The organism is Polymorphospora sp. A560 (assembly GCF_045781765.1).
Lineage (GTDB): Bacteria > Actinomycetota > Actinomycetes > Mycobacteriales > Micromonosporaceae > Polymorphospora > Polymorphospora lycopeni.
The window spans coordinates 3,667,872-3,693,822 of the sequence record NZ_CP122282.1 but is presented as its reverse complement, the minus strand read 5'-3'; the positions used below and the strand labels follow the sequence as shown (position 1 = coordinate 3,693,822).

The window sequence follows — 25,951 nt, the reverse complement described above, 5'->3', positions numbered from 1 at the left end:
ACCGACACCAGCCGCCACGGCACCACAACCCGGGACGACTCCACCCCGCCCGAGCCGCCGCACCAGCTGGATCGACCACGACGGTGACCCGCCCGTCATCGAGGGCACCCCGATCCAGCTCCAGGTCAGGCACCTGCCCGGCGCCCTGAACCACTCAACCCCCGCGAGTCAACCAAACCCGGGGCACTCCCCCGGCTCCAAAGCGGCGAAGTGCAGTCGCCCATCGTGGACGTCCCGTGTCGGGACGGCAGATCGATACGCGGAAGGGCATTGGCGTTCTTGACAGTCTCGGTCTCGTTGGGACATTCTCTGGCCAGGTCGCGCCCGACAGTCCGTCCCACAAGGGCGTACATACACAAGTTCGACCCTCCACTCCACCACGAACATGGAGGTCACTTTGCGTCGCCATATCGCAGCGAGCCTGGCTGTGCTTGTCGCCGGGCTCGGAGTCATGACTTCTCAGCAGTCTGCGCATGCCGGCAGTGGCGCACCGTTCAAGCTGCCTTACCGGGCTGGACACGCGTACACCATTACCCAGACCCCGGGGAGCGGCTTCTCCCACAATGACGCCTACAACCGGCATGCCGTTGACTTCGCCATGCCGCAAGGAACCCCGATCGTAGCCTCGGCGGCCGGCATCATCCACTATGCGGGATGGAGCGCCGGCGGCGGTATCATCGCGCTAATCGACCACGGCAACAATCGCTGCTCTCAGTATGCCCATCTCAGCGGCACCACTGTCAGCAAAGGGAATAGGGTGGCCCAGGGGCAGCAGATCGGCACTTCCGGCGCCACTGGAAACGTGACCGGGCCCCATCTGCACTGGAATGTTGTCTACTGCGACTCCCAGGTCAGCCGCGAAATCCCCAATACGGTGGAGGTCGGCACCAACTATCCAACCGGTACCAGACCGGTGAGCCAGAACCGCCTGTCCACCGGCCTACCGGGGGCCGACGGTGAGCGAGTGTCCGACTTCAGTGGTGACGGTGCCGCCGATGTCCTGGGTGTCGATGCGAGTGGAAATCTCTGGTACTACCCGCACAGCGGCGCCGACCTCGCCACCCCGGTCAAGATCGGACACGGCTGGTCGACCTTCAAGCACGTGATGGCTGCCGATTGGAGCGGTGACGGCGCCGCCGACGTCCTGGGCGTCGACTCGTCCGGGAGGCTGTTGTACTACCCGAACAACAACTACAAGCTCTCCAGCCCCACCCAGATCGGGCACGGCTGGTCGACCTTCAAGCACGTGATGGCCGCGGACTGGAGCGGTGACGGCGCCGCCGACATCCTCGGCGTCGACGCGAATGGAAACCTCTGGTACTACCCACACAGCGGCGCCGGCCTCGCCACCCCAGTCAAGATCGGACACGGCTGGTCGACCTTCAAGCACGTGATGGCCGCGGACTGGAGCGGTGACGGCGCCGCCGACATCCTCGGCGTCGACGCGAATGGAAACCTCTGGTACTACCCACACAGCGGCGCCGGCCTCGCCACCCCAGTCAAGATCGGACACGGCTGGTCGACCTTCAGACACGTGATGGCCTCGGATTGGAGTGGTGACGGCGCCGCCGACATCCTCGGCGTCGACGCGAGCGGAAACCTCTGGTACTACCCACACAGCGGCGCCGGCCTCGCCACCCCAGTCAAGATCGGACACGGCTGGTCCAGCTTCCTGCACGTCATGTGACAACCGAACCTCGGCGGGTCGGCGCGGGGTCCCAGACACGGTGCCCCGGCCGACCCGCCCGGCCACATCCGCCCCTGCTACGCACTGGGAGAACCGAACTTCACGACGGTCGTACCGCACTTGACCAGCAAGGATCATGTACGGGGCGCCGTCTGGATCGGCGAACGCGTGACCGTCGAGTCCATTGCCTGCGCCGATCGCCGAACCGGATAGGATCCGCCACCTCGACATCCGACGACGCGGCCGCCCCGAGGGCATTCTGCACGAGTACCGGCACGCTGCTTGTGCTGCGCGGACACGGTTCTCGGCAAGCGCGTCGTCTCGGGACCGCACCCGGGCCTGGCCGAGTTCGACGGACCGGGTTCAACGGCTGAGCGACACCTCCTGCAGGATCCGCGAGAGCTTCTCGGGGTTGCGGACGGTGTACATACCGGTGACCGGTCCTTCCACGACCCGCACCGACATGACGCTGTCGATCTCCCCGTCCAGCCGGAGCAGCAGCGCCGGCCAGCCGTTGACCTGGACCAACTCCGCCGACAACCGGTCGACGACGGTTGCCAGACCGGCCGTGATCAGGCGAGCCACCTTGTCGGCGCCCATGACCGGGCGCGGCATCGCCTGTTTCACGCCGCCGCCGTCACCCAGTGCGACCACGTCGGGCGCCAGCAGGTCGACGAGACCCTGGAGATCGCCGGTCTCGATCGCCCGCTGGAACGCCTCGAGCGCGCCCCGGGCCTCGGCCGGGGAGGCCGCGCCGCGGGGACGTCGCTCGGCGACGTGGGTCCGGGCCCGGTGCGCGATCTGTCGCACCGCGGCGGGCGTCTTGCCCACGGCCTCCGCCAGTTCGTCGTATCCGAGATCGAAGACCTCGCGCAGCACGAAGACCGCGCGCTCGGTCGGGGTGAGCGTCTCGAGCACCAGCAGCATCGCCGTCGACAGGCTGTCGGCCAGCTCGACGTCGTCGGCGACGTCGGGGCTGGTCAGCAGGGGCTCCGGCAGCCACGGACCGACGTACTCCTCGCGCCGCCGGACCAGGGTCCGTAACCGGTCGAGCGCCTTGCGCGTGACGACCCGGACCAGGTAGGCCCGCGGGTCGCGCACCTCGGCCTGGTCGACGCCGTCCCACTTGAGCCAGGCCTCCTGCACGACGTCCTCGGCGTCGGCGGCCGACCCGAGCATCTCGTAGGCCACGGTGAACAGCAGGCTCCGGTGCCGGAGGAACGGGTCGCCGCTCACGTGTGTGCGACCCTGTTGGCCAGGGGCCGCAGGCCGCATGTCGCGGCATACTCCTGCGAACGGACGCCGAGGGCGACGTTGGCGCGGGCGGTGAGATTCATGACGCCCACCCGGGCCGTCAGTTCCAGCACCCCGGCAGCGCCCAGGTCCTCGAGCAGCGCGGCGGTCATGTCGTCGGTGACCGCCACCGGGGTCTGGCACATCGCCTCGGCGTACTCCATCACCCGGCGCTCGACCGGCGTGAAGATCGAGGACTCCCGCCACCTCGGAACCTCGCGCGCCTTCGCCTCGTCCAGTCCCTTGTTGTGGGCCATGAAGTAGTGGAGGTCCAGGCAGAAGCTGCAGCCCACCTCGGCTGCCGCGGCCATGGTCGCCAACGATGCCAGGCCACGGTCCATCCGGTCCCACTTCTCGGTACGGCCACCGAACCTCATCATGTCCTTGAAGACGCGCGGGTGGTGCCACATCACCTCGGCGCCTTCCGGCACGCCGCCGACCATCTTGCGCATCGCCACCTTCAGCAGGGCGCCGTAGAGGCCGGTGATCTTCGTACGGGGAACGCGGGTTGTACTGGTCATCGTCGTCTCCTTGTCGCCGGTGTGACATGAAGACGCCGGCCGGCGGCGCCCTGTGACAACACGCCGCTACGTCGTCGTGGTGGACCGATGGATCCCCGCTGTGAGGGTGGTGCCCCGGAACTCGCGAACACCAATCAGGCATCAACTGGCCTGGAACCGGAACAAACGAACATCTGACGGCATGTCAACCAGTGGCTCCGCGCGTTACGAAACGCGACCTGGTTCGAGCCGGTGGGTGTCGGTGATCCTGGCGACGCCGCCGACGTGGATGCGTGGCCCCGACTGGCCGGGTTGGGAGGTGGCGGTGATGGTCGCGGGGCTGCCGACCGTGTCCCCCATGTCCGCCGCGATGTCGGTGATGCCCTGTCTGGCCAGGTGGGCGGCGAGGCAGGCGGTGCTGTTGGCGTTGGCGATGTCCTCTGGTACGCCGATGGATGGGGCGAACATGCGCGCGGCGAGGCGGCCGGCTGGCGTGGGTGCGGTATGCACGTAGCAGCCGAGCAGGCCGAAGCGGTCGCAGGCGTCTCGGAGTCGACCGAAGTCCGGGGCAAGCGCGGTCAGCGCGGCGATGGAGGTGACGGGGACGAGTAGGCGCCGTCGCCCGAGGGTGGCGGTGCAGGCGCCGGGTGCCAGGGCTCGTGCGGTTACCCCCAGTGCCGCGAGTACGGGTTCGCGTTCGTCCGGCAACGGCTCGTGCAGCTCGATGGGTCCGGGATCGAACCGCGCGTGGACGCCGTCGTCCCTGCGGATTCCGCTGCCGTGGAAAGTGCGTCCTCCCGCCGTGCGGAGGGTGGCGTGGTACTCCGTGCCGCCTGTGCTGGCCGCGCGCTCGGTGAGTGCGGCCAGCGCGGCGACCGTGCCGTGGCCACAGGCCGGCAGTTCTCCGCCGGTGGTGAAGAACCGCAGGGAGACCAGTGGCTGTCCCCGCCCGTCATCGCCCACCGACATGAACACGGCATGTGAGGTTCCCGCGAGAACCGGTACGAGGCGACGCTGCGCGTCACTGAGCGGCGCCTCGTCCACGACCGCGGTCGGGCTGCCGCCGCGTCCGTGCCGCAGGCAGGCACTGACGATGGTGACCGACACCCTGCGATCGTCGGTCTCCAGCCCATTCCCGCCCATCAGGGACTGGCCGGTGTCTCGGCGGACAGCATGGACAGGACCCTACCGGCTGGTGCCGCTCCTTCGGGCTGCTCCATTTCAGCAACGGTCCGCCGAGGGGATCCGAGAGGTCGCCCCTGTTGACGGTCGACGGTTCGTGACTGAGGCCGCGACACCCGTTTCAGCGGGCCGCGTCGGCGAGCGCCGCAGATGGGCGGCGCTTCGGGCAGCTCAACACTCGGCGACGGGTCCGGCCACCTGGTCGTGGTCGGACCCGTGCTCCCGGGAGGCGATTCGGTCTACAGACGCTGCCAGAGGGCCGGTACGTTCGGCGGTTCCCAGCCGACAAGGGCGGTGTGCCCCTGCAGGCAGCGGTAGCTGACTCCTCCGTAGGTGACGGTGGTGCCGGTGGCGTAGACGCTTCCGGCTTGCCACGTGGTCCCGCCCGGCGGGTTGGAGGTCGGCGGCGGGGTCGTCGGCGGGTTGGAGCCTGAGGTGATCAGGGTCAGCCCGTAGGCGGCGAGGATCGGGTTGACCGGCTGGAAGTACATCGTCCCTCCGGTGCGGCAGTTGCCCGATCCGCCGGAGGTAACCCCTTGGGCCTGGTTGCCGGAGAGCCAGGAGCCACCGGAGTCACCCGGCTCGGCGCATGCGTTGGAGCGGGTCACGCCGGAGACGGTGCCCTCCGGGTAGGTCACCGAGGTGTTCTTCTGCTGGATGGTGCCGCAGCGCCACCCGGTGGTCGAACCCGAACGGCAGACGGCGGCGCCGACCGCGGCCTCGGTGGAGCCGGCCACGGCGACGGTGCCGCCGGCGTAGTTGTTCACCAGGCCGCGCGGGGTGTTGCCCGCGTCGACCTGCACCCAGGCGTAGTCACGGCCCGGGAAGGTGGAGCCTCGGTAGGTGCCCGACGGCTGGGTGGTGCGGGTCCCGGTCCGGCCACAGTGTCCGGCGGTGACGAAGCCGCCGTTGACCGAGAACCCGATCGAGCAGCGGCCGCCTCCGCTCATGTAGTACGCGTTGCCGCCGATCACGTCGATGTAGGTCCTGGGGTCCTCGGTGGTCACCTCGACCCGTACGGCCGCCGGGTCGACTCCGGCGGCGAGCGCGAATGCCCGTGCGGCCTTCAGGCCGGCAGCGTGCGTGAGCACCACGACGGTGTTTTCGGTCGTGTCCGCGTACCAGACCTTGACGGTGGACGGCGCCTTGGCGCTGTGCGCGTCGAGCCGGGCCACGTGTGCGTCGAGTTGCGCTTCGCTGCGGAGTACCCGGGTGGGCACGGCGCCGAGAGCGCGGACGGTAGCGGCATCGGCCTCATCGGTGACGCCGACCGTCACCGTTTTCCCGTCAGGGGAGATCCAGGTGCCGCCGTAGCGGTTGCCCAGGCTGGTGCGCAGCACCTCCTGGACTCGGCTGGCCTTTTCGTCTGTGGTGAGCCGGTCGCGGGCCTGTGCCGGCGTGAGTCGCAGGTCGCGCTGGAGTGCGGCGAACATCTCCGGGGCGACGCCTGCGGGTGCGGGTACCGCGCCGTCGACGGGGCGCAACTGGGGTGCGGTGCCTGCGTTGGCGTGCACGGTGATTCCCAGGACCGCGATCATCGCGGCCCCGATGCCGGCCGCCAGGGCGACCTTTCGTCGGGCCATTGTGAGCTCCTCGGATGTGGGTTCGCTGACGTCGCGGAAGCGGAACCACGGCGCCTGCTACTCGGGACTTAACTAGTGTTATGTTGCTTGTGGCGGGAACAGTAAGGGAACCTTACCGATGCGTCAATAGCCCGGCGTCAATCACCTGAGGGTTCGGGAAGGGGCAGCGGGGCTCGGACGGCCGGCACCTGCGCCCAAACCGGCCGTCCGGCTAAGGTGTCGGGCAAGGAGGTGGCATGGCGACGGAAGTCGACAGAGGAGCCATCGCGCGCTCGCGTGCCACCCCCGCGCCGGGATCCGGCGCCACGAGCACGGCGCCGGACGGAGGCCCCCGCAGCGGCGACGATCTCGAGGCTCCTCCGGAGAGTTTCGGCGCCCGGATCCGGCGGCTGCGCCGGGCGCTCGGGCTCACCCAGCAGCAGCTGGCCGAACCGCGTTACAGCCGCGCCTACCTCGCGGCACTGGAGGCGGGGGTACGCATCCCCACCGACGAGGTACTGCGCCACATCGCCGCCCGGCTCGACACAGATCCCGACGACCTGCGCTACGGCCGGCCGCCCGGTGTCGCCGTCGCACTCGTCGGCGAGTTGAACGAAAGCCGACGGGCGCTGTCCCGGGGGGAACTGGACAGCGCGGCTGCCACCTTGCTCCGGGTCCGCGATCAGGCCGAACGCTACGGTCTGGTCGAACTGGCCGGGTGGGTCGGCTACTACACCGCCGAGATCCAGTTGCACCGGGGCGAGACCGCCACCGCCGCCCACCATTACGAACAGCTCGCCACGGAGCTGCCCGACGGGGCCACGGCACTGCGTGCCGCGGTGGTGGGCCGGCAGGCGTACTGCCTGTTGATCGGTGGTGCCGCCACCCGGGCCGTCGCGTTGCTGGAGGGGGCACTACGGACGCTGCGCGACAGCCCGGCCGCCGATCCCGACGCCGAACTACGGTTGACCAATGCCCTGATGTACACCTTCCTCGAGCTTGACTGGCGCGACCGTGCCCGCCGGTTGGAGCGGCAGGCGCTGCCGCTGCTGTCCCGGGTGGGCAACCAGGAGTGGGTGGCCCAGTTCTACGCGGTTGCCGGGCAACTGCGCCGCAGCGGCGACGAACTCGATGAGGTCGAGCGGTACCTGACCGAGGCCGGCCGCCGCTACGTCGAACTCGGCCTCACCCGGGAGCTGGCGCTGTGTCACTGGGCCCGGGGCTACGTACTGCGCCGCGCCGGGCGGCCGGACGAGGCGGTGGCCGAACTGCACAAGGCCCGCGACATCCTCGGTGATGTCGGTGCCGTGCAGGACCAGGCCGGCGCCACACTGGAACTGGCCGAGGCGCTGCGCCAGGTGGGCAGCCTCGACGAGGCGTACGAACTCGCGACCGTCGCCGCCGCGACCAGCCTGGCCAACGGTCACGCGGAGGGAATGGCCGAGGCCGACCGGTTACTCGGTCGGGTGGCCGCTGTCCGGGGCGAGCGGGACAACGCCGAGCGGCTGCTGCGACGGGCCGCAGACCGCTACGAGCAGGCTGATCTGATGGCAGACGTGGTGTCCTGCTGCCGGCAACTCGGCGAACTCCTGCTGGAGTGGGGTCGGCTCCAGGAGGCCCGCGAAGCGTTCCAACGGGGACTACGCGCCGCGGAGCGGCTGCGGTGAGTACGGAGATCGCCGTGCCGGACCGGGACCCGGCCACGCTCGGCCTGCGGCTGCACGCGTTACGCACCACGCGCGGCCTCACCCAACGGGAGCTGGCCGAACCGCGCTACACCGCGGCCTACGTCTCGTCCGTGGAGAGCGGTCGGCGGATGCCCTCCGGTGACGCACTCACCCATTTCGCCGACCGGCTCGGCGTACCGGCCACCGAACTGGCCACGGGACGCTCTCCCGCCGAGGCCGTACGGGCGGACCTGGCACTGACCGAGGCGGACCGCACGGCCGCACACGATCCGGCCGGCGCGGAACACGTCTACCGGCTAGCGGCGACCGGCGCCGACGATCCAGGACAGGTCGCACGTGGCTGGCTCGGGCTGGGCCGCCTCGCACTGCTCCAAGGGGATCCACAGACCGCCGAACGCCACTTCGAACGGGCCGAACCACCAGAGGGTTCCCCGCCGTGGCTACGCGCCGACGCCACCGCCGGGCGGGCCGCCACGCTGCGGCAACGAGGCGAACACCGGTATGCCGCGTACCTACTTGCCAACACTCGGGACGACCTGGTTCGGGCCGGACTGCCGGATCCGATCGCACTGCTCGTCCTGCACACCGAACTCGCGGTCTGTCACGGCGAACTCGGCGACGAGGACGCCGCCGCGAGCGCCGCCGAGGCGGCGCTGTCGCTCGCCGGGTCACCCGATCCCGACCATGTCACCGCACTGCACCTGACCGTAGCTCGCACACTGCTGGACGACGGCCAACTCACCGCCGCCGCCATCGCCGCCGAACAGGCCCGACAGGCGATCCGCCAGGCACTGCTCCGGGTCGAGCTGGCCTTCTGTCACCGAGCCCGGGGCCGGGGTCGATGGACAGCCGGCGACCCGGTGGGCGGGGTCGCCGACCTCACCATCGCACACGACATCCTGACTTCGGCCGCCGCCACCGAACTGGCACTGGACACCGGCGTGGAGCTGGCCGAGGCGTACCGGGCGGTGGGCCGGCCGGACCAGGCGACGCCGCTACTCAACGCGGCACTCACGGCGGGCGGTGACGGCCCACGGGTAGCCCGCGCCGCCCGGGTACTCGGAATGCTCGCCGCCGACGCCGGCGACGCCGACAGCGCGCACCGTCACCTACGGGCCGCGGTGGCCCGCTACCACCGGACCGGGCCACGACACGAACTCGCCGCCACCACCCTGCTTCTAGCCAACCTGCTCGAGAAACGCGGTCGGGCGGACGAGACCCTCGACATACTTCGCACCGCGCTGGCCAGGGTCGAGCAACTCGCCGTGGAGACCGGCACGGGCACCACCACCTCGGCGAGGTAACCGCCCGGGACCGGACATCTCCTGACTTGGCATCCTGCCGAGGAGGCGCAAGCCGCTGTGGCTCGACAGAGCAGGTACCCCGAGGAGTTCCGCCGCCAGGTCGCGGCGTTGGTGCTCGATTCCGGCCCCACGATCCGTGACGTCGGCCGGGAGTTCGGCGTCAACCACGAGACCCTACGTAACTGGGTTGCTCGGCTACGGCAGGAACGTGACGGCGGCCGGATGTCCCCTGGGCGGCGCGGGCGTCAGCGGGTTGTCCACTGGTGACAGAATTGTCGTCTCTCTCCACGGAAGGTGATCATGGTGACTGGTGTTGAGGTGATCATCGCTGCCCTCGTGGCAGGTGCCACGGCAGGTTCCACGGACGTTGCCAGGACGGTGATCGCTGACACGTACGGCGGGTTGAAGAACCTGTTGCGGGGTCGCCTCGCCGGGCGTCCGCAGGCGCAGGAGGCTCTGGAGGCGCGCGAGGTCGAGCCGGGCCGCTGGCGGGCGGTCCTGGGTGACGATCTGGCCGACAGCGGCGCGGACACCGACGAGCGGATCCTCGCCGCGGCGCGACGCCTGCTGGAACTGGCGGACCCGGACGGGGCGAGGGCCGGTAGGTACGAGGTCGATGCGAGTCAGGCCAGAGGTGTCCAGGTCGGTGACCACAACACCCAGACCAACACCTTCATCTGACCCCTGAGACGGGCTGGTGAACACCGAGGGTGACAGCCGCGCCGGTGACCGGGTCGACGCCTCGCACGTCCGAGGGCTGCAGGTGGGTGGGGGCAACACCCAGCACAACCACTTCTACAGCCGCCGCCAGATGTCCTGGCCCTGCCGGATAGGCGTGGTGCCGGCCCTGGCGGACCGCCGCCAGCGCCGTCCGGCCGACGAGGCGCTTGCGGCGGCAGGCGCCGGTGGGACCGTGGCGGGGTGTGAGGTCCTGGCCGGGCTCGGCGGGGTCGGCAAGACCCAGCTCGCGGCGAACGTCGCCGATCAGCTGTGGCGGGATCGTCGGATCGACCTGCTGGTGTGGGTCGCCGCCACCTCCCGCTCCAGCGTGTTGACCGGCTACGCCCAGGCCGCCGCCGACGTCACCGGCGTCGAGGACAGCGACCCCGACCAGGCCGCTGCCCGACTGTTGGCCTGGCTGGCCGGCACCGACCGGCGGTGGCTGATCGTCCTGGACGACCTCGCCGACCCGGCCGACCTGCGCGGCCTGTGGCCACCGACCACGACCACCGGCCGCACGGTGGTCACCACCCGCCGCCGGGACGCCGCACTCCAACAGGGACGCACCCTGATCGACGTGGACCTGTTCACCCCCGGCGAGGCGGCGGCCTACCTGGCCGGGAAGCTCGACGGTGCGGCGGACCGGCTGGACGAGACCGACCAGCTGGCCGCTGATCTCGGGTATCTGCCGCTGGCGCTGGCGCAGGCCGCCACCTACATCCTGGACCAGGATCTGACCTGCGCCGCATACCGGAAACGGCTGGCCCGCCGCCGGCTGGCGAGGTCCGCGGCGCGGTCGTGCTGGACAATCTGATCCACAGCGGCGACATCCCGGTCACCGTCGGCCTGTTCGTCGACCCCGGTGTCCTCGCGGACACGCAGAATCCGAAGAACCGCAACATCGAGTACGACGCTTTCGACGACCGCCTGGTCACCTTCCTGCTGACCGAGATCATCCCGCAGGTCACGCAGCGCTATTCGATCACTGACGACCCCGACCGATGGGGGATCTGTGGTGGCAGCAGCGGCGGGAACGGCGCCTTCACCGCCGCGTGGCAACGCCCGGACAAGTTCCGGCGAGCCATCTGCTTCTTGTCCAGCTTCGTGCAGATGCCCGCCGGCACCCCCTACCCGGACTTGATCCCCAGCATCCCCCGCAAGCCGCTGCGAATCTTCATGCAGGCTGGCCACCGAGACCTGCATTGGAACGAGCCCGAACGGAACTGGCTCGCCAGCAACCTGCGCGTCGCCGCTGCTCTGGCCGAAGCCGGCTACGACTTCCGGCTTGTCCTCGGCGACGGAGGCCACAGCCCCAACCACGCTGGCGTCCTTCTCCCGGACGCACTGCGCTGGCTGTTTGCGTCGCCCAAGAGGTGAGCGACGACGTCGGTATTCACCTTCATCGTGCGCTGCGCGATGCGGTCGCTGCCGTGAGCTGAGCTGGCATCAGAGTCACGCTGACTGCTTCTTCTCGTTCGCCGAGGGCTAGTCAGAGATCTCGGGCGAACAGGCGCACCAACACTGGCAGGCAGCACCGGCCGTCGGGCCGGCGCTGCACGAGTTCGGCGTCGCGGAGCAACCCGAGCAGACGCGCCGCCTGGGCAACCGGCACCCCGGCCAACTCCGCGACATCGGGCAGATCGAACGCCGCCGGTCCTACCGCGCCCAGCAGCCGAAACAGCCGGGCGGCTGCCTGGCCGCCCGGCTGTTTCCGCAGCTGTTCGTAGCTCGCCCGCAGACGGCTACGTAGGTCGAGGTCGTCCTGATGGAGGACGTCCAGCCGGTGCCGTTCGTCGGCAAGCTGCTCGGCCAGGTCGTCAAGCGACTCGTCCGGCCGTGCGGCCAAGCGGGCGGCGGCCGCCCGGATGGCAAGCGGCAGGTAGCCGCAGCAGGCGACGATCCGCCCGGCGGTGCTCGGCGCGCCTACGGCACGCTCCTTGCCGACGAGCCGGATCAGCAGCTCAATGGCCTCGCCCTCGTCGAGCCGGTCGAGCCGCATCCGTACGGTGTCCAGGGTGCACATCGATTGGCGGCTGGTGATCACAACGGCTGTAGGCGAACGGGCCGGGATGAGTGGGCGGACCTGGTCGACGTCGTTCGCGTTGTCCAGCACCACCAGCAGCCGGCGTCCGGCCACGAGCGACCGGAAGTAGGCGGCGGCCTCGTACCGGTCGGCGAACATTCTCGATGGGCGCGGATCGAGCGCGCCGATCCACCGGTTGAGCACATCGAGCGGTCGCTGTGGCGCGTGATTCGCCTCCGTACCGCGCAGGTCGACGTAGAGCTGACCGTCGGGGAAGAGGGTGGCGAGTTCGTGCGCCACGTGCACGGCGAGCGTCGATTTGCCCGTGCCGGCTGGTCCGTGGACGGCCGTTAGCCCGACGTGCTGCGCGTGGGTCCGACCCAATTCGGCGGCGAGCAGCCGGGCCTGCTCGGCCCGCCCGGTGAAGGCCGCGCTGTCCATTGGCAGCTCTGCCGGTATCGGCAGGCGGCGCAACCGGGCCACCGCCCGGTTGCGGTCGCCACGTCGCGGGCCGTCCGGTGGTTCGCCGGTCAAGATCCGACCGTGCAGCTGCTGGAGATTTGCGCTGGGTTCGATACCGAGGTCCGCCGCGACCCGCTGGCGGAAGTCCTGATACGCCGCCTGCGCCTCGACGATGCGACCGGCCGCGTGAAGGGCATGCATGAGCTGGCCCCGCAACCGCTCACGCCAGGGGTGTTCGGACACCAGGAGCCGCAGCTCACTGATGGCCGCGGCGTATCTGCCGATGTCGAGCCGGACCTGGATGCGCTCCTCGATAGCCGAGAGCCGCTGTTCCTCCAGCGCAGGCACGATCTCCCGCAGGCCGGGCGCCTGTACGTCCGCCAGCGGCGCGCCACGCCACAGCGCGATCGCTTGATCGAACAGGTCGAGAGCCTGTTCGGGTTCCTCGGATGCGCGGCTACGCGCAGTGGCTAGTAGCGTCTCGAAGCGGCTGAGGTCGAGCGCCTCGGGCTCGGTCTGCAGCACGTACCCCGGCGTCTGTGTGACGATCGGCTGCGCCTGTACGGCGGGTAGCTGCGACCGTGTCTCGGCAGGACAGTCGCGCAACACCCGGCGGAGTCGGCGCACATGATTGTGCAATGTGACCCGAGCCGAAGCCGGTGGGGCATTTCCCCAAAGCTGATCGATCAGCCGCTCGACTGACACCACCTGATTCGCCTGCAGCAAAAGGGCCGCCAAAAGTGCCCGTTGCCGCGGGGCGGTAATTGGTATGGCGTGGCCATTTGCGCGAACCAGCAACGGCCCCAGAATCGCGAAGTCCAATATGCGGCCATCACCCCTCTCGTGTGGCATGGACTGGGTGGTTCGTCATGCGGCCACCATCGCCAGACTAAGCGCCACCAACGAAATCAGCGAGATCTTTCTATGATCGGGCAGATCTGTGTCAAACCTGCGCCCGACAGTTGACTAATCGAGCAATGACAGAAATAGGCGTTGAGCTGGGACGATTCCGAGATTCGGTCACCCAGTGGTCATATCACAAGTATTACTATGCCACGTCTCCACATAGATTGGTAGCTATCAGATCGAGTTCACCGACGCCGCCTGCGGCCGTTGACCCCGGCCAGGCGTCAGACGGCGAGAGGAGAAAAATCAGCAAGGCGACAAGATCGGATAAATACTGCATTAGGGATTAGGTCAAATAAAAGACCATAACAGCTCTGACGGTCTCCTTATAGCCGAGGCAGGCGGGCGGCTCTGCTCATCGCTCCGCTAGCCGGCTACCTCATAGTCCCCCTCTTGCCCCGCCAATCGGCGCCGAACCACCGACACGGCGGCAGATGTCGGCTTTCACCTGCGTGGCTAGCGTTCCGCTATCCAGTTGCTAGCGGACGCCTGGATCATCCCGGGCAGGCCCGCCTCGGCCAGTCGGCGGCGGTGGCCGGCGAGTCCGTATGGCACCCGGAACCTTCCGGACAGGGGAGCACAATGTCGATGAACGACTTCGTCCACATCAGCAACAACCACGAAGACGTCCATTGGGACACCATTTTCGATTTTGTGTTGCCGGAATTGTTCGAACGACAAGTCGCCACCCGACCACACGCACCCGCCATCACCTACAACAACCAAACCCTCACCTACACCCAACTCAACACCCGCGCCAACGCCATCGCCGAAACCCTCCACGAACACGGCATCCAACCAGAGGAACCAATCGGCGTCTGCCTCCCCCGCGGCATCGAACTCATCACCACCCTGCTCGCCATCACCAAAACCGGCGCCGCCTACCTCCCACTCGACCCCACACACCCACCCGCCCGCATAAACCAACTCACCCAACACGCCAACGTCAAAACCATCATCACCACCAGACACAACACCACCCCACTACCCCCACACACCACCACCATCCACACCGAAGACCTCCCCACCACACCCACCAAACCACCCCAACCCTGCCCCGCCACCCCACAAAACCTCGCCTACATCCTCTACACCTCCGGCTCCACCGGCCAACCCAAAGCCGTCGCCGTACCCCACCGCGCCATCACCCGACTCGTCACCCACCAAACCCACATCACCATGGGACCCCACCAGAACTACCTACTCCACTCACCCACCACCTTCGACGCCTCCACCTTCGAAATCTGGGCCCCCCTACTCAACGGCGGCCAACTCACCATCGCACCACCCGGACAACTCACCACCCCCGAACTCCACCACCTCATCACCACCCACCACATCAACACCCTCTGGCTCACCGCCGGCCTGTTCCACCTCATCATCGACGACGACCCCACCATCCTCACCCCCATCCAACAACTCCTCACCGGCGGCGAACCCGTATCACCAACCCACGCCGAAAAAGCCCGCCAACACCTACCCAACACCCAAATAATCGACGGCTACGGACCCACCGAAACCACCACCTTCGCCACCTGCCACCCCCTCCCACCACACCAACCCATCACCGGCCCCATCCCCATCGGCACCCCACTCAACGGCACCGAAACCCACATCCTCGACCACCACTGGCAACCCACCCCACCCGGCACCACCGGCGAACTCTTCATCGGCGGACCCGCCCTCGCCCGCGGATACCACAACCAACCCCACCTCACCGCCGAAAAATTCATCCCCCACCCCACCAAACCCGGCCAACGCCTCTACCACACCGGCGACCTCGTCCGCCAAACACCCGACGGCACCATCCACTACATCGGCCGCACCGACCACCAAATCAAAATCCGCGGCCACCGCATCGAACCCGCCGAAACCCAAACCACCCTCCAAACCCACCCCGACATCACCACCACCCACATCACCACCCACCACCACCCCCACCGCGGCCCCCAACTAACCGCATACGTGATTCCCCGCGATCTCAAACGCATCCCCGGTGCGAACGAACTACGCGACTTCCTGCGCCAGACGCTGCCCGACTACCTCGTGCCGACCCAGTACGTCGTACTCGATGCGCTGCCGCTCACGCCCAACGGAAAAGTCGACCGCGACGCCCTGCCCGCGCCGGACGCGCTACGTACACGGCGCCCGTACGCCCCGCCGGCCACCGAGACCCAGGACGGGATCGCCCGGATCTACGCGGAGATCCTGCATCTGGAGCGGGTCGGGGTGAACGAGAACTTCTCCGAACTGGGCGGCCATTCGTTGTTCGCGATGCAGGTCGCCAGCCGGGTGCGGAAGGTCTTCGGGGTGGCGCTGACCCCGGCCCAGGTCTTCGGCAACCCGTCGGTGTCGGCCCTGGCCGACCAGGTGGAGCAGGAACGCGCGAAGCCGTCCGTCCCGGCGATGCCGGTGCTGACCACGCGCTCACGCCAACCCCACGAACCCCTTTCCTGGCAGCAGGAGCAGGTGTGGTTCCTCGCCAGCCTGGCGCAGGAGCATGGCGCGTACCGGGCACAGGCGTCGGTGCGAATCCACGGCACGCTCGATGCCGACCTGCTGGACCGGGCGCTCACCGCGGTGGCGGTCCGGCACGAGATCGTCCGCACGGTGTTCGCGGAGACCGACGGTCAGCCGTATCAGATCGTTCAGGACCCGGTACCGGTGCGGGCCACCCGGTACGACCTCACCGACATACCGCCGCAGGACCGACCGGCGCGGGCACACGAGGTGATCGCCCACGAACTGAAACGGCCGTTCGTCCTGTCCCGGCTACCGCTTATGCACTGGACGCTGATCCGCCACGACGAGCAGGAGTACGAGCTGGTGCTGGTCGAGCACCACCTCGTCCACGACGGTTGGTCATTCACCATCCTGATGCGCGACCTGGAGTCGGCGTACCTGGCGTTCCGACTCGGCAAGCCCACGCCGCTGCCCGCGTCAGCCATCCAGTACGCCGACTACTGCCGGTGGCAGCGGGAGACGATCGACGCGCCCGCCATGCGCGCACAGCTGGACTTCTGGCGCACACGCCTCGCCGACCCGCCGGCACCGGCCACTCTGCCGCCGGATCGGCCCCGCGCGAACACGCAGTCCTTCCGTGGCGATCTGCTCCGGGCAGAGTTGCCCGCCGCGCTCGCCTCGAAGGTGCGCAAGTTCGCCCGCGACAACGGCGCGACGTTGTTCATGACGCTGCTCGCCGGCTTCGTGACGCTGCTGCACCGGCACACCGGGGAACGGGACATCTGCCTGGGTTCGGGATTCGCCAACCGTCGCCTACGGGAAACCGAAGACCTGGTCGGCATGTTCGTCAACACGGTCGTGCTCCGGGTCGGGGTCGCTGGCGACCCGTCGTTCCAGGAACTGCTCCAGCGGGTGCGCGACGTCGCGCTGGAAGCCTCGGCGAACCAGGAGTACCCGTTCGTGCGGCTGGTCCAGCTACTGAATCCGAGCCGTGACGGCACCGGCAACCCGTACATCCGGACGTTGTTCAGCTTCAACGACTCGCCACTGACCGAGATCAACCTCGCCGGTACCCCGGGCACGGTCTTCGAGCGACACAACGGGTCGGCCAAGATGGACCTGAACGTGATCGTGGTGCCCCGCGCTGAACGGCAGCTGGGCGAGACCGGCCACGTGGACAACCGGATCACGCTGCTGTGGGAGTACAACGCCGACATCTTCGACAAGACCACGATGCGTCAGGCCGTCCGGAGCTACCTGCGGTTGCTGGAGTCTGCCGTCGCCGCCGCAGCCACGCCGGTTTCGCGGCTGGACTGGCTCGACGACGAGCAGCGGCTGCTGCTGGCCAGTTGGTCGTCGCGGTCGCCGGTGCCGGACACCATTTTTGATTTTGTGTTGCCGGAATTGTTCGAACGACAAGTCGCCACCCGACCACACGCACCCGCCATCACCTACAACAACCAAACCCTCACCTACACCCAACTCAACACCCGCGCCAACGCCATCGCCGAAACCCTCCACGAACACGGCATCCAACCAGAGGAACCAATCGGCGTCTGCCTCCCCCGCGGCATCGAACTCATCACCACCCTGCTCGCCATCACCAAAACCGGCGCCGCCTACCTCCCACTCGACCCCACACACCCACCCGCCCGCATAAACCAACTCACCCAACACGCCAACGTCAAAACCATCATCACCACCAGACACAACACCACCCCACTACCCCCACACACCACCACCATCCACACCGAAGACCTCCCCACCACACCCACCAAACCACCCCAACCCTGCCCCGCCACCCCACAAAACCTCGCCTACATCCTCTACACCTCCGGCTCCACCGGCCAACCCAAAGCCGTCGCCGTACCCCACCGCGCCATCACCCGACTCGTCACCCACCAAACCCACATCACCATGGGACCCCACCAGAACTACCTACTCCACTCACCCACCACCTTCGACGCCTCCACCTTCGAAATCTGGGCCCCCCTACTCAACGGCGGCCAACTCACCATCGCACCACCCGGACAACTCACCACCCCCGAACTCCACCACCTCATCACCACCCACCACATCAACACCCTCTGGCTCACCGCCGGCCTGTTCCACCTCATCATCGACGACGACCCCACCATCCTCACCCCCATCCAACAACTCCTCACCGGCGGCGAACCCGTATCACCAACCCACGCCGAAAAAGCCCGCCAACACCTACCCAACACCCAAATAATCGACGGCTACGGACCCACCGAAACCACCACCTTCGCCACCTGCCACCCCCTCCCACCACACCAACCCATCACCGGCCCCATCCCCATCGGCACCCCACTCAACGGCACCGAAACCCACATCCTCGACCACCACTGGCAACCCACCCCACCCGGCACCACCGGCGAACTCTTCATCGGCGGACCCGCCCTCGCCCGCGGATACCACAACCAACCCCACCTCACCGCCGAAAAATTCATCCCCCACCCCACCAAACCCGGCCAACGCCTCTACCACACCGGCGACCTCGTCCGCCAAACACCCGACGGCACCATCCACTACATCGGCCGCACCGACCACCAAATCAAAATCCGCGGCCACCGCATCGAACCCGCCGAAACCCAAACCACCCTCCAAACCCACCCCGACATCACCACCACCCACATCACCACCCACCACCACCCCCACCGCGGCCCCCAACTAACCGCATACGTGACCAGTCCCGAGCCGGACCGGGCCGGACTCGTGGCGGAACTGCGCCAGTACGTGGCCCAACTGCTGCCGGAGCACCTGCGTCCCACCGACTACGTCGTGCTCGACGAACTACCGCTCACGCCCAACGGGAAAGTCGACAAGGCCCGGCTGCCAGACCCGGCGCCGCCGGTCACCCCCGAGGCCGCCGTACCACCGACCACGTCCATGGAACACCTGGTCAGTGAGGTGTGGGCGGACGTGCTCGGCTTTCCCGACTTCGGCGTCACCGACAACTTCTTCGACATCGGCGGGCACTCCCTGCTCATCGGCCGCGTGCGTAGCCGGCTCAGCGCCCGGCTGGAGCGCAGCGTCCCGATCGTCGCGCTGTACGAACACCCGACCGTCCACGCCATCGCCCGGTACCTGTCATCCGGCGACACGTCACGCGGCGCGGATCACGACAGCCACCAGGAACGGGACAGCCAACGGGATCGGGCCGTCCGGCGCCAGCAGCACCTCGCGGAACTCCGCGGCCGCCGCATCACCGGCTGAGCATCGCACCCCACAACCCGGACCGGAGGAGATCCGCCGTGTACGACGACGAGGACGACGACCGCACGTTCGTGGTGGTCCGCAACGACGAGGAGCAGTACTCGATCTGGCCGCAGGGACGGGATCTGCCGCCGGGCTGGGTGGACGTCGGGGTCGCCGGCCCCAAGACGGTCTGTCTGGGGCACATCCGCGAGGTCTGGACAGACCTGCGCCCGAAGAGCGTACGCCGGTTGGCTGCACCGGCCGGGAGGGAACCGCATGTCGAGTGACGCCGATTCCACCGGGCTGGATGTGGCGGTCGTCGGCATGGCGATCCGCGCACCGGGCGCCGGCAACATCGCCAAATTCTGGGACAATGTACGTCAGGGCGTGGTGACGATCTCCCGCTTCACGCCCGCCGAGCTGGCCGAGGCCGGAGTGCCGGCTCATGTGTACGAGCGGCCGGACTACGTGCCCGCGGCAGGTGTGCTGGCCGGTGCGGACCTCTTCGACGCCGCGTACTTCGGCTATTCTCCACGCGACGCGCGCCTGCTCGACCCGCAGCAGCGCGTGTTCCTGGAGTGCGCCGGTGCGGCATTGGAGGACGCCGGGTACGGCGCCCGTCAGCACCGGGGCCCGGTCGGCGTGTACGCCGGCTCGAGTGCCAGCACGTACCTGCTGCGTTACCTGGTGCCCCGCGCGGATCTGCTGGAGCAGGTCGGGCTGTACGACATGCTGCTCGGCAACGACAAGGACTACCTGGCCAGCCGTACCGCGTACCACCTAAACCTGGACGGGCCGAGCGTGACCGTGCAGACGTCCTGTTCGACGTCGCTGGTCGCGGTGCATCTGGCGATCCAGGCCCTGCTCGGGCACGAGTGCGACCTGGCGCTGGCGGGCGGAGTCAGCGTGTCGTTCCCGCAGCGGCGGGGCTACCTGCACCGGGCTGGCGACATCTTCTCCGTCGACGGCCGCTGCCGGCCGTTCGACGCCGAGGCGAGTGGAACCGTCCGGGCCGACGGCGTCGGCCTGGTCGTACTCAAACGGCTGACCGAGGCGATTGCGGACGGTGACACCGTGCACGCGGTCCTCAAGGGATCGGCGGTGACCAACGACGGCTCGGCCCGGGCCGGCTTCACCGCGCCCGGTGTCGCCGGCCAGGTCGCCGCCATCCGGGCGGCACAGCAGGTCGCGGGCGTAGCGCCGGAAACCATCGGGTACGTCGAGGCGCACGGCACGGCCACCGCGACCGGCGACCCCATCGAGTTGACCGCGTTGACCCGCGCTTTTGCCACCGCTACGCAGCCCGGTACCTGCGCGCTCGGCTCGCTGAAGGCACTGGTGGGGCATATGGACGCGGCCGCCGGCGTCGGCGGTCTGATCAAGGCGGTGCTGGCAGTGCGGCACGGCGTGTTACCACCGAGCCCGTATTTCGTCCGCCCCAACCCGGCCGCGGAGCTGACCGGCAGCCCGTTCTACGTCAACCCCGAACCGCTGCCCTGGCCGGGTGCGGGGCATCCGCGGCGGGCCGGGGTGAGCTCGTTCGGCCTCGGCGGCACCAACGCCCACGTCGTGGTGGAGCAGGCGCCTGAGCCGGCACCCAGCGGGCCGAGCCGGCCCGAGCAGGTGCTGGTGTTGTCGGCGCGGACCGCCGAGGCGCTCGCCGCCGCCCGGGCCGAGTTGGCGACGCATCTGCGTGCCCACACCGAGACCGCCCTACCGGACGCCGCGCACACGCTTCAGGTGGGGCGCCGCGCCCTGCCGCACCGGCTGGCGCTTGTCTGCCGTGACACCACCGAGGCGGTCGACCTGCTCACCGACGGCGGCGCCGGTTTGGTTGGGTTTGCGGAGGCGACCGAGCGGTCCGTGGTGCTGATGTTTCCTGGACAAGGGGCCCAGTACCCCGGGATGGGCGGCGAGCTGTACCGTGCCGAGCCGGCTTTCCGGTCTGCCGTGGACGAGTGCGCGGACCTGCTGGCGGTCCGGCACGATCTGGACATCCGGCGGGTGCTGTACCCCGGCGGGCAGGACGATCCGGAGCTGCTCGACCGCACCGTGTATACCCAGCCGGGCTTGTTCGTGGTCGAGTACGCCCTGGCCCGACTCTGGTTGTCCTGGGGTGTTCGGCCGTACGCGTTGGTCGGCCACAGCATCGGCGAGTACGTGGCCGCCTGCCTGGCCGGTGTGCTGAGCCTGGCGGACGCGCTGGACCTGGTCGTCGCCCGTGGGCGATTGCTGGAGGCGACGCCGCCGGGACGGATGCTCGCGATCAATCTGGCCGCGCGCGACGTCGAGGCGCGCCTCGAGCCGGATCTGGGGATCGCGGCGAGCAACGCGCCCCGCTGGTGCACGGTCTCCGGGCCGGCGGAGGCGGTGGCACGGCTACGGGACCGGCTGGGCGCCGAGGGCGTGACGTGCCGGCAGCTGCGCACCGCCCGGGCGTTCCACTCACCGATGGTGGAGCCGGCCCTCGCCGGTTTCGCCGAGGCGCTCCGACGGGTCACGCTGCGACCGCCCCAGGTGCCGGTGATCTCGAACGTGACCGGCGGCTGGCTCGGCGCCGCCGAGGCGACCAGCGTGGACTACTGGGTGCGTCAACTGCGCCAGCGGGTCCATTTCACCGAAGGTATCGGGCTGCTGCTGCAACAGGACCGGCAGTTGCTGCTCGAGGTCGGTCCCGGCGACACGCTGCGGACCCTCTGCGCGGGTCACGATCTCGCCGCTGGCGGCCACCTGGCGCTCACCTCGTTGCCGCACCGCCGCGACCGAACACCGGAGACCACCTTCACGCACACCACGCTGGGCCGGCTCTGGCTGGCCGGCGCGGCGCTGAACTGGTCGGGCTACCGGGAAGGCGAACGGCGGGGCCGGATTCCACTGCCTACCTACCCGTACGCGCGGGAGCGCCACTTCATCACCGGGATGGAGCAACCGGCTGCTACCCGGGACGGGCAAGCCGGGCAGTTGGTTGCCGCCGTTCCGGCGGCGCACCCGGCCGCCCTCGCAGCGGACCGCGGCGCCGGTACGGCGGAGCAACCGGCACTGGACGCGGACGTGCGGCAGGTGATCCGGGCGGTCTGGCAGGAGGCGCTGGGAATACCGGAGATCGGCTTGCACGACGACTTCTTCGCGCTCGGTGGCCATTCGCTGCTGGCCACCCGGGTGGTCGCCCAGATCCGCGACTTGTTCCGCGTCGACCTGGGCCCGGACGCGGTGTTCGATGCGCCGACGGTGGCCCGACTGTCGATCGTGGTGGAGAAGCTGACCGACCGGGTCGAGCCGCTCGTTCCCGAACTGGCTGCCGAACTGGATGGGCTGACGGCCGAGCAGATCCGGGCCGAGTTGGCCAGTGAGTGGGTGAAGGAGTGATGAGGTTGACGATCCGACCGACCGGGATGGCCGCGTTCAGTACGTTGTGGACCGGGCAGCTGCTCTCCGGCATGGGCACCCGGATGACCCAGTTCGCGCTGTCGATCTGGGTCTGGAAGCAGACCGGCAGTACGACCGCGCTCGCCGTGATGACGTTCCTCGCGTACGGCGCGACGGTAGCGGCGAGCCCGTTCGCCGGTGCGCTGATCGACCGCTGGCGGCGCCGGGTGAGCCTGGCCGCCAGCGACGCGGCCTCGCTCGTGGTCACGGTCGGAGTCCTGCTGCTGTTCTGGAGCGGCTCCGTCGAGGTCTGGCATCTGTTCCTGGCGAACGCGGTGACCGGCGCGTTCCTGGCGTTCCAGGGGCCCGCGTACACCTCGACGATCACTTTGCTGGTGCCGAAGCAGGGCTTCCCCAGGGCGAACGCGATGATGGCCCTGTCGCGTTCGGTGCCGGGTGTCTTCGCCCCCGTGGTGGCGGCCGCACTGATGGCCCTGGTCGACATCGAGACGGTACTGCTGATCGACGTCGTCTCGTACGGGTTTGCACTGGTGGCTGTGATGCTGGTGATGTTGCCGGCGCCAGCGGCCGCCGGGGACGGCAAGAAACGGCGCAGCATCTGGCGCGACGCCGGGTACGGCTTCGGCTTCATCCGCCGGCACCCGGGGCTGCTCGCGTTGCAGGGGGCCGGGCTGTCGATCGGCGTACTCGCCGCGATGGGGTGGATCGTGCTCACTCCCCTGATCATGATCAGTTCCGGCGACGACGAGGTGCAGGTCGGCATCGTCAACTCCGTCGGCGCGATCGGCGGCATCCTCGGCGGCATCGTGGTGACCGCGATAAAGCCACCGGCGCGGAAGATCCCGGTGATGTTCGCGGCCATCATCAGCTTCGCCGTCTTCGGGCGCATCCTGCTGGGACTGGGCGATTCGCTGGTGATGTGGTCGATCGGCTGGTTCTGCGCCTGGCTCTGCATCCCGGTGATCGAGGCGTACAGCCAGTCCATCTGGCAGGAACGGGTGTCGCAGGAGGTGCAGGGTCGGGTCTTCGCCGCCCGTCAGGCGATCTCACAGCTCGCGCTGCCGGTCGCGATGGTGATCACAGGCCCCCTGGTTGACGACGTGTTCGAGCCGTCGATGATGCCGGACGGTGCACTGGCCGGGATCTTCGGTTCTCTGGTCGGCACCGGTCCCGGCGCCGGCATGTCGCTCATCATGCTGCTCTCCGGGGTGGTCGGGGTACTGGTGGGACTCTCCGGTTTCGTATTCCGCCGGCTCCGCGCGCTGGACGATTCCCCATCGGCATCCGACGATCCAGGAGGTGAGTCAGGCGGGCCAACGGCCGACCCTGCTGGCGGACCGGACGAACCGGCACGCGAACCGGGCAAGCCAGCCGTCGGCCGGGCAGGGCGGTCGGGATGACCGCGCACCAGACGCCCGCCCCCCGGGTCGCCGAAGACCTCAACCGGGCGCTACATGACGCGATGTCCCGTGACGAACGGGTCGTCCTGCTCGGACAAGACATCCTCGACCCGTACGGCGGAGCATTCAAGATCACCAAGGGACTCTCCAGCCGGTTCCCGGATCGGGTCATCGGCATGCCGATCAGCGAGCAGGCCACCGTCGGCATCGCCGGCGGGCTGGCCCTGTGCGGCAACCGGCCGATCGTCGAGATCATGTTCGCCGACTTCGTCACCCTCGCCTACGACCAGATCCTCAACTTCCTCACCAAGTCGGTCTCGATGTACGGCCGGCGGGTGCCGATGCCGGTGCTGATCCGCTGCCCGGTCGGCGGCGACCGGGGCTACGGTCCCACCCACAGCCAGTACCTGCACAAGCAACTGCTCGGAATCCCGCACCTGACGCTCTTCGAACTCTCCCCGTTCCACCCGTGCGGACCGCTGCTGGAGGAGATCCTGTCGGGCGACGAGCCGGCAATGCTGTTCGAGAACAAGCTCCTGTACGGGCGCCGGGTACACACCGGCGGCGTCGTCGACGACCTGTTCCAGTACGACCACCTCGACCCACGCGGGCGGGTCGCGCGAATCAGCATCGGCGCCCCGGCCGACGGCGATGTCGTGGTGATCGCGCCTGGCGGGCTCTGCGAGCGGGTGCTGTCCGCAGCGCGGCGGCTCTTCCTCACCCGGGAGATCCGGTGCCAGATCCTGGTTCCGGTCCAGCTCTATCCGCTGGACCTGACTGCGCTGCTACCCACCCTCGCGGGTGCCGCACGGGTGTGCGTGGTCGAGGAGGACGTGGCTGGCGCCACCTGGGGCGCCGACGTCGCCCGAGCCGTGTACGAGCGGCTATGGCGCACGTTGCGCCACCCGGTGACCGTGGTCAGCTCCCGCCACGGGGTGATCCCGGCCGCCAGGGTCCTGGAGAAGCAGGTCGTGGTGCAGGCGGACGACGTTTACCGGGCCATCGCGGAGGATATCGATGCGTGACATCACCGTGCCGAAGCTCAACAGCAACGATGACAGCTACATACTGCTGGAATGGCTGCTCCCCGACGGGGACACCGTGCCGGAGGGGACGCCGGTCGCGGTCGTGGAGACGGCCAAGGCCGCCGAGGATCTGCCCAGCCCGCACAGCGGGATCCTGCACCGGTTGGTCAAGGAGGGGACCGAATGCCGGCCCGGCGAGGTGATCGGACGCCTTTTCACCGACGAGGACGAACGGCTGCGCTACCTGTCGGCTCCCCCGGCGGCGCGCGCCGGCGACCAGGACGTCGAGATCGTACTCACCGAACCAGCCCGCGATCTGGTCGCCCGGCACAACCTGTCGATGGACATGGTGCGCCGGCTCGGCAAGACGATCGTCTCCCGTGCCGATCTCGAACCGCTACTGGCCGGGGGCGGCACGCCGCCGGCAGATAGCGCGACCATCGCCCGGCACACTCCGTCGCGGCACCAGCAGGCGGTCGCGGACGTGGTCACCCGATCACACCGGGAGATCCCCGCCGGGTACGCCGTCTGCAAGGTCATCGTCGACGCGGCCCTGGCTGCCGCTCGACAGGCCACCGAGCAGGACGGGTACGTCGTGGGGCTGACGGAGTTACTCGTCCGCGCGGTAGCCGGACAGCACAGCGAGTTCCCGGTGCACTTCGCCACCTGGACCGACGGCGGCGACGTCATGCTCTCGGATGCGCCCAGTATCGGAGTGACCATCGACGTCGGCACCGGATTGTTCGTACCCGTGCTCCGCGACGCCAACCAACTCTCGCTGCGCGCGGTCGCCGAGCAGCTCCTGGCGGCCAGGATGGCCGCGATGCGGGGCGAGTTCCGCGCCGAGGACCTGCGTGGTGCGAACATCGGCGTCGCCCTGGCCGAGGACCCGATCGTCCTGGCCCAGCCGATGATCCTGCCCCCGATGGTCGCGATGGTCTCGCTCGGGGCGCGCCAGCAGGAGCCCTGCCTCGGCCCGGACGGCGGGCTGTCCGCCCGCAGCTTCGTCTACGTCGGACTGTGCTATGACCACCGGCTGCTCAACGGCAGGCAGGCCGGCCTGTTCCTGGCCGCGTTACGGGACGCGCTGCAGACACCGGAAGGGCTACGGCGACTAACGACATGAGACC

The 25,951-nt window shown here is 68.8% G+C and carries 17 protein-coding genes and 1 pseudogene; 13 read left to right on the top strand and 5 right to left on the bottom strand.

Translation table 11 applies throughout. The features are described from left to right. The first annotated feature begins 385 nt into the window (after window positions 1–385). Complete coding sequence (locus QCD66_RS16615) at window positions 386–1,687, top strand: peptidoglycan DD-metalloendopeptidase family protein (protein ID WP_407567192.1); 1,302 nt, start codon at window positions 386–388, stop codon at window positions 1,685–1,687. A 363-nt stretch (window positions 1,688–2,050) separates the two neighbouring features. On the opposite strand, the gene QCD66_RS16610 is transcribed toward QCD66_RS16615, so the two are convergent. The 4 genes from QCD66_RS16610 to QCD66_RS16595 all read right to left on the bottom strand — a co-directional run bounded on the left by QCD66_RS16610 (window position 2,051) and on the right by QCD66_RS16595 (window position 6,245). Continuing rightward, on the bottom strand, window positions 2,051–2,962 hold the full coding sequence (locus QCD66_RS16610) for an RNA polymerase sigma-70 factor (protein WP_375736110.1): 912 nt from the start codon (window positions 2,960–2,962) through the stop codon (window positions 2,051–2,053). Then, window positions 2,920–3,501, bottom strand: coding sequence for a carboxymuconolactone decarboxylase family protein (locus tag QCD66_RS16605; RefSeq protein ID WP_364219403.1), 582 nt, complete (start codon window positions 3,499–3,501; stop codon window positions 2,920–2,922). Before QCD66_RS16605 ends, QCD66_RS16610 begins: the two co-directional genes overlap by 43 nt. A gap of 204 nt (window positions 3,502–3,705) precedes the next feature. Continuing rightward, complete coding sequence (locus tag QCD66_RS16600) at window positions 3,706–4,587, bottom strand: PhzF family phenazine biosynthesis protein (protein ID WP_375736109.1); 882 nt, start codon at window positions 4,585–4,587, stop codon at window positions 3,706–3,708. A 314-nt stretch (window positions 4,588–4,901) separates the two neighbouring features. Further along, entirely contained in the window at window positions 4,902–6,245 is a 1,344-nt protein-coding gene (locus tag QCD66_RS16595) for a carbohydrate-binding protein (RefSeq protein ID WP_364219397.1), read from the bottom strand. A 236-nt stretch (window positions 6,246–6,481) separates the two neighbouring features. On the opposite strand from QCD66_RS16595, the gene QCD66_RS16590 reads away from it, so the two are divergent. The 6 genes and pseudogenes from QCD66_RS16590 to QCD66_RS16565 all read left to right on the top strand — a co-directional run. Next, a complete protein-coding gene (locus tag QCD66_RS16590; RefSeq protein ID WP_375736108.1) occupies window positions 6,482–7,891 on the top strand; it encodes a helix-turn-helix domain-containing protein in 1,410 nt (469 codons plus the stop codon). Next, complete coding sequence (locus QCD66_RS16585) at window positions 7,888–9,216, top strand: helix-turn-helix domain-containing protein (RefSeq protein ID WP_375736107.1); 1,329 nt, start codon at window positions 7,888–7,890, stop codon at window positions 9,214–9,216. The genes QCD66_RS16590 and QCD66_RS16585 overlap by 4 nt, the downstream gene beginning before the upstream one ends. A gap of 57 nt (window positions 9,217–9,273) precedes the next feature. Then, window positions 9,274–9,483 (top strand): transposase, encoded by a 210-nt coding sequence (locus QCD66_RS16580; RefSeq protein WP_375736106.1) that lies wholly within the window; start codon window positions 9,274–9,276, stop codon window positions 9,481–9,483. A 27-nt stretch (window positions 9,484–9,510) separates the two neighbouring features. Next, entirely contained in the window at window positions 9,511–9,897 is a 387-nt protein-coding gene (locus QCD66_RS16575) for a hypothetical protein (RefSeq protein ID WP_375736105.1), read from the top strand. A 130-nt stretch (window positions 9,898–10,027) separates the two neighbouring features. Beyond that, window positions 10,028–10,750 (top strand): NB-ARC domain-containing protein, encoded by a 723-nt coding sequence (locus QCD66_RS16570; protein WP_375736118.1) that lies wholly within the window; start codon window positions 10,028–10,030, stop codon window positions 10,748–10,750. Then, window positions 10,708–11,313 (top strand): annotated as a pseudogene (locus QCD66_RS16565) (alpha/beta hydrolase); the annotation flags it as partial. The gene QCD66_RS16570 and the pseudogene QCD66_RS16565, both read left to right, overlap by 43 nt. A gap of 112 nt (window positions 11,314–11,425) precedes the next feature. Here the strand turns inward: QCD66_RS16565 and QCD66_RS16560 are convergent. Then, on the bottom strand, window positions 11,426–13,243 hold the full coding sequence (locus QCD66_RS16560) for a BTAD domain-containing putative transcriptional regulator (protein ID WP_375736104.1): 1,818 nt from the start codon (window positions 13,241–13,243) through the stop codon (window positions 11,426–11,428). 672 nt (window positions 13,244–13,915) lie between these two features. Between QCD66_RS16560 and QCD66_RS16555 the strand changes: the two genes are divergently transcribed. The 6 genes from QCD66_RS16555 to QCD66_RS16530 are packed head-to-tail and all read left to right on the top strand — an operon-like array spanning window position 13,916 to window position 25,947. After that, window positions 13,916–19,027: an amino acid adenylation domain-containing protein gene (locus tag QCD66_RS16555; protein WP_407567191.1), complete on the top strand. Its 5,112-nt coding sequence runs from the start codon at window positions 13,916–13,918 to the stop codon at window positions 19,025–19,027. 38 nt (window positions 19,028–19,065) lie between these two features. Further along, window positions 19,066–19,296: an MbtH family protein gene (locus tag QCD66_RS16550; RefSeq protein WP_364220340.1), complete on the top strand. Its 231-nt coding sequence runs from the start codon at window positions 19,066–19,068 to the stop codon at window positions 19,294–19,296. Further along, window positions 19,286–22,375: a type I polyketide synthase gene (locus QCD66_RS16545; protein WP_375734692.1), complete on the top strand. Its 3,090-nt coding sequence runs from the start codon at window positions 19,286–19,288 to the stop codon at window positions 22,373–22,375. Before QCD66_RS16550 ends, QCD66_RS16545 begins: the two co-directional genes overlap by 11 nt. Next, window positions 22,375–23,796 carry an MFS transporter gene (locus tag QCD66_RS16540; RefSeq protein ID WP_407567190.1) on the top strand — a complete coding sequence of 474 codons (1,422 nt, stop codon included), beginning with the start codon at window positions 22,375–22,377 and terminating at the stop codon, window positions 23,794–23,796. The genes QCD66_RS16545 and QCD66_RS16540 overlap by 1 nt, the downstream gene beginning before the upstream one ends. After that, on the top strand, window positions 23,793–24,821 hold the full coding sequence (locus tag QCD66_RS16535) for a transketolase C-terminal domain-containing protein (RefSeq protein WP_364220346.1): 1,029 nt from the start codon (window positions 23,793–23,795) through the stop codon (window positions 24,819–24,821). The genes QCD66_RS16540 and QCD66_RS16535 overlap by 4 nt, the downstream gene beginning before the upstream one ends. Next, window positions 24,814–25,947 (top strand): 2-oxo acid dehydrogenase subunit E2, encoded by a 1,134-nt coding sequence (locus tag QCD66_RS16530; RefSeq protein ID WP_375734694.1) that lies wholly within the window; start codon window positions 24,814–24,816, stop codon window positions 25,945–25,947. The genes QCD66_RS16535 and QCD66_RS16530 overlap by 8 nt, the downstream gene beginning before the upstream one ends. Window positions 25,948–25,951: the final 4 nt, after the last annotated feature.